This is a genomic window from Arenibacter hampyeongensis (assembly GCF_002909255.1).
GTDB classification, from domain to species: domain Bacteria; phylum Bacteroidota; class Bacteroidia; order Flavobacteriales; family Flavobacteriaceae; genus Arenibacter; species Arenibacter hampyeongensis.
In genome coordinates this window covers 164,100-177,947 of the sequence record NZ_PIOB01000006.1, presented here as the reverse complement: position 1 = coordinate 177,947, position 13,848 = coordinate 164,100, and the positions used below count along the sequence as shown (strand labels likewise).

The window sequence follows — 13,848 nt, the reverse complement described above, 5'->3', positions numbered from 1 at the left end:
CATCAACTTTGCACAATGCAACCTCTAAACTACCCCTCATATACCTTTCGCTTCAAAAATAGGGAAAATAAAATCTATATTTTTGATGTCATACGCAAAAAATTTGTGGTTTTACAGCCCGAAGAATGGGTACGCCAGCACGTAGTACAAAATCTAATTTCAGACAGAAACTATCCCAAGGCACATATCAATGTTGAAAAGCAACTGCTTCTTAATAATTTAAAGAAAAGGTACGATGTGGTTGTTTTCAATCCTAACGGGAGTATAGAGATCCTGGTGGAATGCAAATCTCCGGATATAAAAATAACCCAGCAGGTATTTGACCAAATTGCCCGGTATAATCTCCAGCTCAAAGCAAAATATTTAATGGTCACTAATGGGTTGACTCATTTTTATTGCAAAATGGATTTCGAAAACGAACAATATAGTTTTCTAGAGAATATTCCTTCCTATCAATCCTAAAATAAGGCTATAAAAGACCTAAGAATTAATAGGGAATGGTTAGTAGTAATCCAAATATTCATAGTCATTTATGGAATATTTCTTTAAATTGCCAACTTAATCCAATTCCATCTAATTAGAATAATTGTCCTTTTTAATTAGGCCATATAGAAATGTTGAAAATAGCAATTGTTATACTTAATTGGAACGGTGAGGCACTTTTGGAAAAATTTCTTCCTTCTGTAACCGCATTCTCCCAGGAGGCAGAACTTTATGTCGCCGATAATGCATCCACAGATGGATCCATTGCCTTTTTGAAACAGAAATATCCCCAAATAAACATAATCCGGAATTTAAGCAATGGAGGTTACGCCAAAGGTTACAATGATGCTTTGCCCAAGGTTAAAGCCGATATTTATTGCTTGTTGAATTCAGATGTGGAAGTAACCCAAGATTGGTTATTGCCCATTATAAAAGAATTTCAAGAGAACCCTATGGCGGCCATAATGCAACCAAAAGTATTGGATTATAAGAGTAAGACCCATTTTGAGTACGCAGGTGCTGCAGGAGGATTCATTGATAAATTTGGCTATCCTTTTTGTAGGGGACGTATTTTTAATGAATTGGAGGAGGATAATGGTCAATACAATGATGTAAAGGAAATATTTTGGGCTACAGGGGCATGTTTATTTATAAAGCAGGATGTATTTCAGGAGCTTAAAGGATTTGACGAGGATTACTTTGCCCATCAAGAAGAAATTGATTTATGTTGGAGGGCTAAAAACAAGGGATATAGGGTGTTTTACGTTGGCAATTCCATGGTGTACCATTTAGGTGGTTCAACCTTAAGTACCATGAATCCAAAAAAGACTTTTCTTAACTTTAGAAATTCCCTTTATTCCATATTAAAAAACCTACCTCCCAAGAAAGCGTTGCCAATAATACTCTTACGACTTATATTGGATGCCTTAGCGGGAATCGCCTTTATTTTTCAAGGTAGGCCAAAACACTGCTGGGCAATTGTACAGGCCCATTTTAGTTTTTACAAAAATTTTGGAATAATATATAAAAAGCGTGAAAAGGACCATTTTACCACTAATTATTACGCCACTAAATCCATTGTTTGGTCCTATTATATAAATCATGTAAAAAAATTTAACATTTTAGTAAAAGATTAACTAAATTAGGCCCGCAGAATATTGTGATTTATATAATTTTGCCTACATTAAATCAAAACTTTAAAATTATAAATTATTAATTCTATTATCATAACTATGAGAAAAATCATTTTAGGCTGTTTAGGTATTACCCTGTTGTTGTCTTCATGTGTGTCGCAGAAGAAATATGCGGATATGGAAACAAAAGCGAAAGAAGCACAAGATTTATTAAATTCCGCAACAGTTAAATTAAATACCTGTTTGGAAGACAAGGCGGCTGCTACTTCAAAGATGCAAACCTTGGAAGATCAGAATGCTTTCCTAAAAGCGAATAATCAAGATTTAATCAACAATATGGGCAACCTTACTACCCTTACCAGTAAAGGTGCCGATAACTTGGAGAAATCTTTGGAAAGTTTAAAAGAAAAAGACCTTACTATAAGAAAGCTTAGTGACGCCATTACTAGAAGGGATTCAGTAAACTTATCTTTAGTTCAAAGTTTAAAAGGTGTTCTTGGAAACATGGATGATGAGGATATCGAAATCAGTGTAGAAAAAGGTGTGGTATTCGTTTCTATTTCAGACAAACTTTTGTTTAGAAGTGGTAGTTTCAATGTAACCAATAGAGCCAAAGAAATTTTGGGTAAGGTTGCACAAGTAGTTAACAACAAACCAGATTTCGAATTTATGGTAGAAGGTCATACCGATACGGATCCTTATAACAGTGGAGTATTATATGACAACTGGGATTTAAGTGTTAAACGTGCTACTTCTGTTGTGCGTATCCTACAAAAGGATTACGGTGTTGACCCTAAGCGTATGACTGCTGCAGGAAGAGGAGAATACCTTCCACTTTCTCCAACGGATAAAGCTAAAAATAGAAGAACGCGTATAGTTGTTCTTCCAAAAATTGATCAGTTCTACAGCATGATCGAAGAAGGAATGAAAGATCCTAAAATTAACTAAGGATTAATTCATTATAAGATTAAAAAGCGACCAAATTGGTCGCTTTTTTTATGGAATATAACGTAATTACAAAACTATTCTTAATTCTAAAATATATCCAAACTCCCTTTTCCTTCCCTAACAATTATAGGTTCGTCCTCTGAAAGGTCTATTACCGTAGAAGCAACATTATCCCCATATCCTCCATCTATAACCACATCTACAAGGTTTTTCCATTTCTCAAAGATCAATTCCGGGTCTGTAGTATATTCCAATAACTCATCCTCATCTCGAATTGACGTAGAAACAATTGGATTGCCCAAGACTTCGACCAAAGTCCTTGCAATGGAATTATCAGGGATTCGAATCCCCACGGTTTTTTTCTTTTTAAACTCCTTGGGCAAATTATTGTTCCCCGGTAGAATAAATGTATATGGTCCGGGTAGGGCCCGCTTTAGAATTTTAAAGGTTGAAGTATCAATTTGTCTAACGTAATCTGAAAGATTACTAAGATCTGCGCAAATAAAGGACCAATTGGCCTTCGCCAATTTTACACCTTTGATCCTTGCAATTTTTTCCAACGCCTTCGTATTGGTAATATCACAGCCCAATCCGTAAACTGTATCGGTGGGATAAATAATTAAGCCCCCTTTCCTCAATACATCCACTACCCTTTTAATTTCCTTGGGATTCGGATTCTCAGGATATATTTTTATTAATTCTGCCATATTAAAAGATCAAAATAAACGTTATCAATTTAAGAAATAATATTTTATGCATAAGCTAGCGTTTATTCTACTTCTAAGCTTCCTTCTTATTATTCCCAGCTCATGTTCGGATGATACAACACCTGAGGTTACCTCCTTAGAAGCAAAAAACATGATCAATTTGGAATACGGTTCCGAATCACATCAAAAATATGACATTTATCTTCCACGAAACAGGACCAAGGACACTAAAGTGCTGATTTTGATTCATGGTGGTGGATGGAACGCAGGGGATAAATCTGAAATGGACGCTTTTAAAGATTTTATCAGGGAACAATTACCTGAAATTGCGGTTGTAAACATGAACTATAGGCTGGCCGATGTCAATAATCCTCCATATCCCATGCAAATAAACGATATTGACATTGTAGTTACCGAATTACGCGAAAGGGCCCAGGAATTTAAAATATCCAACGAAATAGGATTTATCGGTGCCAGCGCCGGTGCTCACCTTTCACTTTTATGGAGCTACTCGCACGACACCAAAAATCAGGTTAAGATGGTCTGTAGTATTGTAGGTCCGACCAATCTGTTGGATGAGGCTTATATAAATACCCCCAATCAAGACCTAAGGACCCTTTTAGATCAATTTGGGAATGATCCAGATGTTTTGGAGGAAGTTAGTCCGTTATACCAGGTAAACTCCACTTCTCCCCCAACTATATTGTTTTATGGGGCACAGGACCCGTTAATTCCCAATTCCCAGGGAATTGGACTTAGGGATAGGTTAGTGGAATTGAACGTAGTTCACCAATTTACACTATACCCCAACGGTGGTCATGGTTGGGTTGGATTTGATCTTTTGGACACTTCCATTAAATTAAAGGCTTTTATTCAAGAGAACTTATAGTCTTCGTCTTAATACAAATGCTTTCCGATATCACAATGGTTTAGAGCACTTCCAATTTGGCAAATCGAAGCAAAAGTTTCTTTATGTCTCCCTTGTCAAATTTAATTTCTGCTTTCTTATCATTGCCTACCCCTTCAATCTTTATTACCTGTCCCCTACCAAATCTGGTGTGGTTGACAAGGGAACCCTCGGTTAAATTGGATTCTACCGAGTTGGTATTTCCAACTGGGGTACCTAGTTCCGGTTTAAGTTTTCGCAACTTCCGCAATTGATTTTCATTGGGCCTTATGCCACTGGGTGGTGTACCATGTGTAGGCTTGTTCTGCCTCAATCTACTTTTATCAACGTCGCCAAAAATATCAACATCGATCAATGGCGTATATCTGGACCTTATCACTGGAGTCAGGTTTTCGACATATTTTTCATCAATTTCCTCAATAAACCTACTTGGTTCGGCATCTACCAACTTGCCCCAACGATATCTGTTCTGTGTATAAGTCAAATATGCCTGCTTTTCCGCCCTTGTCAAGGCAACATAAAACAAGCGCCTTTCCTCTTCCAATTCACTTCTGGTATTCATACTCATTGCTGATGGGAAAAGATCTTCCTCCATACCCACGATGAATACATATGGAAATTCCAATCCTTTTGCCAAGTGAATCGTCATTAAAGCCACTCGGTCCTCATCACCAGTATCCTTATCGAGGTCTGTTGCCAGCGCAACATCTTCCAAAAATTCGCCAATGTCGCCTTTGGCATCTGCCAATTCCTTTTGCCCTTCTACAAAATCCTTAATACCGTTCAACAGCTCCTCAATATTCTCCATCTTCCCAATTCCCTCCGGAGTACCATCTTTTTTAAATTCCAACAACACTCCGGATTTTTTGGCCACATATTCTGCCAAAGTAAAGGCATCGGCACTTTCATTCATGATCTGAAAGCTCTTGATCATGGCCACAAAGTCGCCCAATTTTCTTTTAGTACCAGAATTTATCTTTAAATCTATTCTGTCCAGGTTGTCCATAACTTCAAAAATAGATCGGTTATAGTGGTTGGCTGCAACGGTAAGTTTGTCCAAAGTGCTCTGCCCTATTCCTCTTGTAGGAAAATTGATGATGCGCTTTAGCGCCTCTTCATCTTTAGGATTGATAACCAATCTCAAATAAGATAGAACGTCTTTTATTTCCTTCCTTTGATAAAAGGAAAGTCCGCCATATATACGATATGGTATATCGCGTTTTCTTAGGGCATCCTCGATGGCCCTTGATTGGGAGTTGGTCCTATACAATACCGCAAAATTACCATTGGGCATTTGGTTTTGCATTTTTTCTTCAAAAATAGTCCCGGATACAAACCGTCCTTCTTCTGCATCCGTTGGACTTCTATGTACCTTAATCAAAGGCCCATCGTCATTAGAAGTCCATACCACCTTTTCCAATTGATTTGTATTCTTGGCAATAATGGAGTTGGCAGCGTTCACAATATTCTTGGTTGACCTATAATTCTGTTCCAAACGGTACATGCCCACATTGTCATAATCCTTTTGGAAGTTAAGGATATTGCTAATGTTTGCTCCCCTAAAGGAATATATACTCTGGGCATCGTCCCCTACTACACAGATATTCTGAAATCTATCCGAAAGTGCTTTTACAATTAAATACTGTGAATGGTTGGTATCTTGGTACTCATCCACAAGGATATATCTAAACCTGTCCTGATATTTGGCCAAAACTTCTGGAAAACGTGTCAAAAGTTCATTGGTCCTCAACAATAAATCATCAAAATCCATCGCCCCGGCCTTAAAACACCGATCTACATAATTCTGATATATTTCACCCATCCTTGGCCGCTTTGCCATGGCATCGGCCTCTACCAAATCTGAATTGTTATAATATGCCTTAACGGTAATTAGACTGTTCTTATAAGAGGATATTCTATTTTGTACCTGCTTATATTTATAGATATCCTTATCCAATCCCATCTCCTTTATGATTGCGGAGATAAGACGTTGGGAATCTTGGGTGTCATATATAGTGAAATTGGACGGATACCCTAATTTATCACCGTCAAACCTCAAAAGCTTGGCAAAAACCGAATGAAAGGTTCCCATCCAAAGATTCTTGGCTTCAGTGGTACCAACAATATCCGAAATACGTTTCTTCATTTCCCTTGCTGCCTTGTTGGTAAATGTTAACGCCAAAATATTAAAGGAATCAACTCCTAGGCTCATCAAATAGGCAATACGATAGGTCAATACCCTAGTTTTACCGGAACCTGCCCCGGCAATCACCATTAAAGGGCCGTCCTTGTGTAAAACAGGAGCCTTCTGAGCCTCATTTAATTCATTGATATACTTCTCCAAAATGTGTATTGATATTAAGGTCGTTATGATCGGTGAATTTAGCCATAATTAGCCTTATCAAAAAATCAACCTTAATATTTATGATGAATGAATCCTACAATTTGTTCTATTTTGAATATATTTATCCTTAAATCCACATTTAAAAAAAGAATATTTTTTTTGTGCAGTATTTCAATAAGGCCATCTCTAACCACAAAATAATAGAACAATTAAATACTCTAATCAATGGTTGCTTTAATTTGACCTTGACCTATAAAATCTTAAATCCAATTTAACGTTATGAAATATTACTTAATTCTCCCCCTACTATTATGGTGTATAAATTCCTCGGCCCAAAAATATCATCTTGAAAAGGAATTTGAGGGTATTGAACAAAAGGTAATTGATTGGAGGAGGGATTTTCATCAAAATCCAGAATTATCGAACAGAGAGTTTAAAACGGCCGAAAAAATAGCAGCGCATTTACAATCATTGGGAATGGAGGTCCAAAGTGGTGTGGCTAAAACTGGGGTGGTAGGTATCCTAAAAGGAAATAAAAAGGGTAAGGTAATTGCATTAAGGGCAGATATTGATGCACTTCCCGTTACAGAAAGAAACGACCTTACTTTTAAATCTACAGTAACTTCCGAATTTCTTGGACAAGAGACAGGCGTTATGCATGCATGTGGCCATGACACCCACACTGCCATACTTATGGGTGTTGCGGAAATCCTGGCTACCAACAAAGACAAAATTAAGGGAACGGTAAAGTTTATTTTCCAACCTGCGGAAGAAGGACCACCACCGGGTGAAGAGGGCGGTGCACTCTTGATGATCAAGGAAGGTGTACTCAATAATCCCGATGTAGATGCAATTTTTGGATTACATATCGATAGTGGTATACCTGTGGGAACCATTGCCTATAAACCTGGTGGTACTATGGCTGCGGTAGAACGCTTTGTAGTTAAGGTAAAAGGTAAGCAGACCCATGGTTCAGAACCCTGGGGAGGGGTTGATCCAATCTATATTTCGGCAAAAATTATAGATGGGTATCAATCAATAATAAGTAGAGAATCAAATTTAATCGTTGAACCTGCGGTAATTACCGTAGGAAAAATAACTTCGGGAGTTCGCTTTAATATTATTCCAGAAAGTGCCGAAATGATCGGAACAGTACGTACACTGGATGCCGATATGAAAGCCCTGATTATTCGCCGTATGACTGAAATGACTGAAGGTCTTGCTAAAACTTATGGCGGGTCTGCAACGATAGAATTTGAAAATAAAACAGCCATTACCTATAATGATATAAAACTAACCGAAGAAATGCTACCCACTTTGCAAAAAGTGGCGGGTAATGAGCATGTAAAATTAATAAAAGCAATAACTGGAGGTGAAGATTTCAGCTTTTTTCAAGAAAAAGTGCCTGGCTTCTTTTTCTTTTTAGGTGGTATGACACCTGATATCACAACACCCTTTCCACATCATACCCCCGATTTTAGTATCGATGAAAGTGGATTGATTCTAGGGGTTAAGGTACTCACAGAAATGAGTTTGGATTTCCTGAACCGGTAAATACATTAAGATGATTGTCAGAATAACCTCCACCAAGAGTTGAGAACAAAGCCGCCGATTAAGGACATCAATGTCAATTTACAATGGATAACATACAGTTTAATGTTGATGGCATTGCCTTAAACATATCCTCATCTTCTACATTCGGTTATAATAAGGTGATGGTACCATTTTCGGGCCTTGAAGATTTGTATAACTGCCAATATTTGGGAGGAAAGGATTATATGGGAAATAAGAGGGTACCTAATCAATATAAATCTTAAATTTGCCCGCGAAATCAAATTTCATGACCTTGCAAAAAATCAATTAGTTCAAAAATACCAAACATTCAAATAAACAAATTTTATCCATGAGAAGAAGAATTTTTACAACCCTAGTTTTATTAATTTTCATTACCATTACCCAAGCACAAAGCAAAAAGGATCTTATTCAGGAAGTGGATAATCTTAGGACTCGAGTTAGGGAAGCTGAAACTGGACTGTCAGAAATGAAAAGAGAGGAAAGGATTGCATCCGCCAAAGTTGAATCTTACGAGGCACAGGTAAATGAACTTAAAGAAACCAATGCCAACCTATTAAAAAACTTAAATAGTTTTACGGAAGCTTCCAATAAAAGGTCCGATCATATTAACAGTACGCTGGAAAGTTTAGTTAAAAAGGAAGCGCAATTAAGGGTGATCAATGATGAACTAAGCAGCCGTGATTCTATTACCCTAGCCGTTTTTACACAATTTAAACAAACTTTGGGCAGTGATCCCAAGATAACAGTGAGCAAGGGAGCTGTAGCCGTTGTATTGGACAATAGTTATATATTTGGTGAAAACGCCAAGAATTTTAAAGTACAGGAGAAGGCAGAGGCTATTATTGCAAACATTGGTGCTGTTTTAAAAGCGAATCCTACCATGGATATTCAAGTTGTTAGTAACAGTAATTTGGTAGAATCCAAGGATAACAAGGCAAACAATTGGGAGATTGGCACACAACAGGCTGCAGCCATAGCTAGAATTTTGGAAAGTAAGTATCAAATAGAGCCCAAACGAATCGTTGCCACCGGAATATCGGAATTAGGGCTTTACAGTATTGAAACATCTACAGAGATTATAGTACAACCAAAATTTTATGAATTCTATAAATTGGTTAAAGAGAGTATGAAATAGTCATCAGAATTTAAAAAGCGCTATCAAGCGCTTTTTTTTTCGGCCATGTTAGAATCACCTCCATATAAATGTATAGGGCAAAAATTTAAAACCCTTCATAATTTTTAAAGGAATAAGCCGTTTAACATTCTACAAACCAAAAAATACCAAAACAAAATGAACGGAGAGGAAATTTTTAAACTTTTTGCCTATTTATTACCAGCGGTTGTAACCGGAATGGTTGCCTTTTATTTTTTCAGGTTACACACCAGGAACGAAGAAGGAAGAAGACGATACCTATTGCACAAAGACAGTCAAAAAGATACCTTGCCCATTAGACTACAGGCCTATGAAAGAATGGCCTTGTTTTTGGAACGAATTGCCATTCCAAGTTTGGTGGTACGAGTAGGGCCAAAAAATAACAACAAAAACGATTACGAAAATTTGTTGATCAAGAGTATTGAAACCGAATTTGAGCATAACTTATCCCAGCAAATCTATATGACCGATGAATGTTGGAATATAATTAAGGCGGCTAAAAGTGCTACCATCCAAATGATCAGGAAAGCGGGTATGAGCGAATCCGATTCGGCTGACAAACTTCGTGAGGACGTTTTAAATGAAACCATGGAAAAACATTCACCATCCGCTACAGCGTTGTCCTATGTTAAAAAGGAAATTGGGGAACTTTGGTAAATGAAAGTTGAATTAGGTAACACTGGAAAATTTTTCCTGTGCATAACTATATCCCTGTTGCCACCATTGCGACATAAGTTTTTTATTAAAAATCAAGGAGTTTTCTGTAAGTTTAGTTGGAGTGTAATATAAATTTAATTGCACTCCTTTATGTTTTGCGGCCAATACTCCTTCCGAAATATCATGGTATTCTATCTGGTCCAAGACAAACCCATAAATACTCAACATTAAGGAAAATGGATTTTTACCGAGGACCCTATTATGGTCCATATTTTCAGATTCCAAAATAATGGCATCAATCTCCGTTGCGCCCCTTCTTATTGCTTCCCTAATAGGAACCACGCAACCCAAGCCCCCGTCGCCATATTCAAATCCATCCCTTTTAACCAAAGACATAAAAGGAATATAGTTACAGGAAATCCAAATCCAATCACAGAATTCATCATAAGAAAAATCTTTAATGGATTTATACTCAATTCTGTTTTTAGAAAGGTTGGAAACCGTTACCACCACATCTTTCTTGCTTTCTTTTATACTCTGGAATTCCTTAACCGTAAAATTTTTTTTTATGGTCCTTCGTAAGGCCTTACTCTCCCCAAAGGTACGCCTGCTCTTAACAAATTGGAGAAAGGTGGTCAAGAAATTTATGGAGACATATTCCCTATCGCCCTTTTTTCGAACTACAAAGGGGTTAAGGCTAAATATAGAGCGTTGGTTTACATTTGTGTAAATATCATATAGTTTACCAATCTTATTCAAGGCCAATTGAGGAATTAAAAGACTTCCTGTGGAAGTACCCACCAGTATGTCATATTCCCGTTTTTCAACTTCCATTAGGTATTGGGCCACTCCCCCTGCAAAGGCACCCTTGCTACCACCCCCACTAATCACCAATGCTTTCATATAATTGCAGTCTCTATTGGGTTGGTCTCAGAATTTTTATGTTTGGCGAAATTAAATCCACTTTCCCACCATACTGTCATTTTTTCCTTTTCAAATATAAGGGAGTTAGTGGTGAGTACCGTTGGTGTGTAGTAGAAATTAATGATGGCATTATTATGGGTGGCCACATACTTACCAATCCTTATATTTTGTTGTTCTATTCTATCAAGCATAAAAGCAAACATACTTGTAAGTAATGAAAATACATTTTTACTAGGCATTCTATTTAATTGTGTAACCTCAGTTTGCAATATAATGGCATCCACTACCGTTGCCCCTCTTCTAATGGCTTCCTCAATGGGTACCATACTGCCCAGGCCCCCGTCGGCATATTCGCATCCATTTTTCTTTACCAAGGTCATAAATGGGGTGTAATTACAGGAAATCCAAATCCATTCACAAAACTCTTCATAGGTACAATTGTTTATGGATTTATATTCAACTTGGTTTAGGGATAAATTTGATACGGTTACCACAATATCCAAAGGTCCCTTTTTCAAATGCTCAAATTCGGCTACGGAAATGGTATTCTTTATCAATTCCAGTAAATTATGGCTTTCCCCAAAAGTTTTACTACCCCTAAAGAAGTTTTTCATCACATTGATATGATGGATGCCAATGGTTTCTATTCCATATTTCTTTTTTATCACAAACGGGCAATTACTAAAAATATCATTTTGACTTACAGAGGTATATACCTCTCTGATTTTTTCTATTTTTTGTAGCGCAAGGTGGGATATTAAAAGACTACCTGTGGAAGTACCCAAAAATATGTCGTATTTATGATTCATTTCTTGCATCAAGTATTGGGCCACGCCACCAGCAAATGCCCCCTTACTACCACCACCAGAAATAACCAATGCTCTCATTCCGAAATCAGTTTGTTGCTAATATAACGCAATTCCACTCCATTTAATTTTACTTTCAACCCTTCAATTCGATCTCTATACTCTTTTTGTTCCAAAAGTCGGTCCAATAATGTACATGAGTACTTTCTAAATTGCCACGTATGGTGTTGGGTTCCGTTAATTAAATCCAACAAATTCTTATCAGAGAAGCCTATTAATTCTTCCAAAAACTGAAATGCCACCTGCCTAATTTCATAGGTATACACCGGTGAGGTATATCTGCTAAGTTCCAAGTAATAACTATTGGTATTATTGGGTTCATAATCCTTGGTGAGCAAGGCCAGGGTGAGCCATAATAATCGAATGTTTTTATTTGAAAAGCCTTCAATGTTTTTGACCTTGTCCAAATAATTGTCCCTATTTGCCGGATAGTTTATCCATAGTTTGTACAGCATCGCCTCTTTGGTAATATAACTATCATCTTCCAAAAGGGATTCAAACTTAGATTTCAGTTCCAAGGGAATTTGCCCTACTGAAAGTGCTATGGCTTGACGGACCATAACATTATTGCTCACTAGGGCCTCACCCAGAAAATCTTCGGACAGGGATTTAAAATAGGTTTTGATTATTTGGGATTTTAATTTGTCGGAATTTGTGCTTCCCCAATACTTTTTTATAATGGATTCATTGTCAATACTCCTTGTCATTACCTCCTTTTGCAGACTAAAAAAAACCCTCAAATCCTCCGATTCCCTAATCAAACTTGTCTTTGCTTCGGTAAATGGAAATTCTTTATCGATCAACCATCGATTCCTGAATGGACTTAAATCACGACTACTTGCCAACTCCATTTCCTTAATAAAGTCATTGACAGTTGCATTTTTATATCCGTACTTTTTTAAATACTCCTGAATCCCTTTCTTAAAATTTTCCTCCCCCAATTGTTCCTTCAACATATGCAATGCCCATGCTCCCTTTTCATAAAAAGTAAGGCTACCGGCATTTGAATCAATGAGGGCTTCCCCCAGATTCTTTTCGGTCAATTCCTTTAATTGGATTGCCGATTCGTATAATTTCCAAGAATAATAATCTTTACCAAAAAGCGCTTTCTCGGCCAACAGGGCGTAATAGGATGCAAAACCTTCATGAAGCCAATGACTGGATCCATCAACCTCGGTAACCAAATTACCAAACCACTGATGCGCCATTTCATGGGCATTTACGTTTACAAAATTCCTATCCTTAAAGGATATGGAATCCATTAGGTAGGTGTCTGAAAAAATTGTAGTCCCGGTATTTTCCATACCCGCGTAAAGAAAATCGCGAACAGGAATCTGCTTATAGTTTGACCAAGGATAATCGACCCCAATTTCCTTTTCCAAGAAGTCAAATATCTCTTTGGTAAATCTGTAAGTTGGTTCTACCAAAGAGCTATCACTGGGGTAATGATATAGGTCTATGGGTACTCCCCTATTGGATAACATCTGTTTTTTATGGTAGTCACCTATAGAAAAAGCCAATAAATAACTACTCATAGGCCTATCCATATTAAAACTCCATTTTTTTAATCCCCCCAAGTCTTTGATCCCTAATAAGTTTCCATTTGCAATTACCACATAGTTCCTATCAACGGAAATATCCAGGTCAAACTCTACCTTTTCGGTCATATCGTCGAAACTGGGAAGCCAGTGGCTAGTATATTTACCTTGACCTTGTGTCCAGACTTGCTCATTGCCTAGTATCCCATCATTCCATCCCAAAAAATAAACCGTTTGTTTAGGTTTGGCTACGTACTTAATTTCTAGGGTATAAGGTTTATGGGCTTTTAATGTTTTATGAATGATAATATGTTTGCCACTATTGGTAGTTTTGACCTTTTTGTTATTGAGCCGAGTCCCAATTAATTGCAGATTTTGGGCATCCAAAAAAATGGAATCCACTTTTTGTAGGGCCTTCAAGTCATAGGTTACTTTTCCGGCAATAGTTTCTTGCTTGGGGTCAAGGCTTATATCCACCTTGGCTTGAAGGAAATCTACCTTGTCCTGATGTTGGGCATAAATCCCAACAGTTAGTAAAAAAAGATAAATGAAAAGGGGATATTTCATTTTACAAATATAAAGCCCTTGGTATTGACATGTTCAATTAATTAAG

At 37.2% G+C, this 13,848-nt stretch carries 12 protein-coding genes; 7 read left to right on the top strand and 5 right to left on the bottom strand.

What is annotated here, in order from left to right:
* The first annotated feature begins 15 nt into the window (after positions 1 to 15).
* From CWD91_RS15700 to CWD91_RS15690, 3 genes are all read left to right on the top strand, one after another.
* On the top strand, positions 16 to 462 hold the full coding sequence (locus tag CWD91_RS15700; protein ID WP_103441919.1) for a type I restriction enzyme HsdR N-terminal domain-containing protein: 447 nt from the start codon (positions 16 to 18) through the stop codon (positions 460 to 462).
* 152 nt (positions 463 to 614) lie between these two features.
* Positions 615 to 1,619 (top strand): glycosyltransferase family 2 protein, encoded by a 1,005-nt coding sequence (locus CWD91_RS15695; RefSeq protein WP_103441918.1) that lies wholly within the window; start codon positions 615 to 617, stop codon positions 1,617 to 1,619.
* A 96-nt stretch (positions 1,620 to 1,715) separates the two neighbouring features.
* The gene (locus tag CWD91_RS15690; RefSeq protein ID WP_103441917.1) at positions 1,716 to 2,564 is read left to right on the top strand and encodes an OmpA/MotB family protein; all 849 of its coding nucleotides are present in this window, start codon (positions 1,716 to 1,718) and stop codon (positions 2,562 to 2,564) included.
* Positions 2,565 to 2,650: 86 nt separating this feature from the next.
* Here the strand turns inward: CWD91_RS15690 and CWD91_RS15685 are convergent, their stop codons facing one another.
* Positions 2,651 to 3,271: an L-threonylcarbamoyladenylate synthase gene (locus CWD91_RS15685; protein ID WP_103441916.1), complete on the bottom strand. Its 621-nt coding sequence runs from the start codon at positions 3,269 to 3,271 to the stop codon at positions 2,651 to 2,653.
* A gap of 46 nt (positions 3,272 to 3,317) precedes the next feature.
* Between CWD91_RS15685 and CWD91_RS15680 the strand changes: the two genes are divergently transcribed.
* On the top strand, positions 3,318 to 4,160 hold the full coding sequence (locus tag CWD91_RS15680) for an alpha/beta hydrolase (RefSeq protein WP_103441915.1): 843 nt from the start codon (positions 3,318 to 3,320) through the stop codon (positions 4,158 to 4,160).
* A gap of 40 nt (positions 4,161 to 4,200) precedes the next feature.
* Here the strand turns inward: CWD91_RS15680 and CWD91_RS15675 are convergent, their stop codons facing one another.
* On the bottom strand, positions 4,201 to 6,522 hold the full coding sequence (locus CWD91_RS15675) for an ATP-dependent helicase (protein ID WP_103441914.1): 2,322 nt from the start codon (positions 6,520 to 6,522) through the stop codon (positions 4,201 to 4,203).
* A 279-nt stretch (positions 6,523 to 6,801) separates the two neighbouring features.
* Here CWD91_RS15675 and CWD91_RS15670 point away from each other — a divergent pair, with 279 nt between their 5' ends.
* The 3 genes from CWD91_RS15670 to CWD91_RS15655 all read left to right on the top strand — a co-directional run bounded on the left by CWD91_RS15670 (position 6,802) and on the right by CWD91_RS15655 (position 9,907).
* The gene (locus CWD91_RS15670; protein WP_103441913.1) at positions 6,802 to 8,076 is read left to right on the top strand and encodes an amidohydrolase; all 1,275 of its coding nucleotides are present in this window, start codon (positions 6,802 to 6,804) and stop codon (positions 8,074 to 8,076) included.
* Between the two features lie 349 nt (positions 8,077 to 8,425).
* Complete coding sequence (locus tag CWD91_RS15660) at positions 8,426 to 9,232, top strand: OmpA family protein (RefSeq protein WP_103441911.1); 807 nt, start codon at positions 8,426 to 8,428, stop codon at positions 9,230 to 9,232.
* Between the two features lie 156 nt (positions 9,233 to 9,388).
* Positions 9,389 to 9,907 carry a DUF7935 family protein gene (locus tag CWD91_RS15655; protein ID WP_103441910.1) on the top strand — a complete coding sequence of 173 codons (519 nt, stop codon included), beginning with the start codon at positions 9,389 to 9,391 and terminating at the stop codon, positions 9,905 to 9,907.
* Positions 9,908 to 9,919: 12 nt separating this feature from the next.
* Here the strand turns inward: CWD91_RS15655 and CWD91_RS15650 are convergent, their stop codons facing one another.
* From CWD91_RS15650 to CWD91_RS15640, 3 genes are read right to left on the bottom strand one after another with little or no spacing between them, the layout of a single operon-like run.
* Complete coding sequence (locus tag CWD91_RS15650; RefSeq protein WP_103441909.1) at positions 9,920 to 10,810, bottom strand: patatin-like phospholipase family protein; 891 nt, start codon at positions 10,808 to 10,810, stop codon at positions 9,920 to 9,922.
* Complete coding sequence (locus tag CWD91_RS15645; protein ID WP_103441908.1) at positions 10,807 to 11,718, bottom strand: patatin-like phospholipase family protein; 912 nt, start codon at positions 11,716 to 11,718, stop codon at positions 10,807 to 10,809. The genes CWD91_RS15650 and CWD91_RS15645 overlap by 4 nt, the downstream gene beginning before the upstream one ends.
* The gene (locus CWD91_RS15640) at positions 11,715 to 13,802 is read right to left on the bottom strand and encodes a M1 family metallopeptidase (protein ID WP_103441907.1); all 2,088 of its coding nucleotides are present in this window, start codon (positions 13,800 to 13,802) and stop codon (positions 11,715 to 11,717) included. Before CWD91_RS15640 ends, CWD91_RS15645 begins: the two co-directional genes overlap by 4 nt.
* Between the last annotated feature and the right edge of the window lie 46 nt (positions 13,803 to 13,848).

Excerpts from the sequence above, each read along its gene's own strand:
- CWD91_RS15650 (WP_103441909.1), bottom strand. The coding sequence starts at position 10,810 with ATGAAAGCATTGGTGATTAGTGGGGGTGGTAGCAAGGGTGCCTTTGCA.
- CWD91_RS15700 (WP_103441919.1), top strand. The coding sequence starts at position 16 with ATGCAACCTCTAAACTACCCCTCATATACCTTTCGCTTCAAAAATAGG.
- CWD91_RS15655 (WP_103441910.1), top strand. The coding sequence starts at position 9,389 with ATGAACGGAGAGGAAATTTTTAAACTTTTTGCCTATTTATTACCAGCG.
- CWD91_RS15670 (WP_103441913.1), top strand. The coding sequence starts at position 6,802 with ATGAAATATTACTTAATTCTCCCCCTACTATTATGGTGTATAAATTCC.
- CWD91_RS15645 (WP_103441908.1), bottom strand. The coding sequence starts at position 11,718 with ATGAGAGCATTGGTTATTTCTGGTGGTGGTAGTAAGGGGGCATTTGCT.
- CWD91_RS15660 (WP_103441911.1), top strand. The coding sequence starts at position 8,426 with ATGAGAAGAAGAATTTTTACAACCCTAGTTTTATTAATTTTCATTACC.
- CWD91_RS15690 (WP_103441917.1), top strand. The coding sequence starts at position 1,716 with ATGAGAAAAATCATTTTAGGCTGTTTAGGTATTACCCTGTTGTTGTCT.
- CWD91_RS15685 (WP_103441916.1), bottom strand. The coding sequence starts at position 3,271 with ATGGCAGAATTAATAAAAATATATCCTGAGAATCCGAATCCCAAGGAA.
- CWD91_RS15680 (WP_103441915.1), top strand. The coding sequence starts at position 3,318 with ATGCATAAGCTAGCGTTTATTCTACTTCTAAGCTTCCTTCTTATTATT.
- CWD91_RS15695 (WP_103441918.1), top strand. The coding sequence starts at position 615 with ATGTTGAAAATAGCAATTGTTATACTTAATTGGAACGGTGAGGCACTT.
- CWD91_RS15640 (WP_103441907.1), bottom strand. The coding sequence starts at position 13,802 with ATGAAATATCCCCTTTTCATTTATCTTTTTTTACTAACTGTTGGGATT.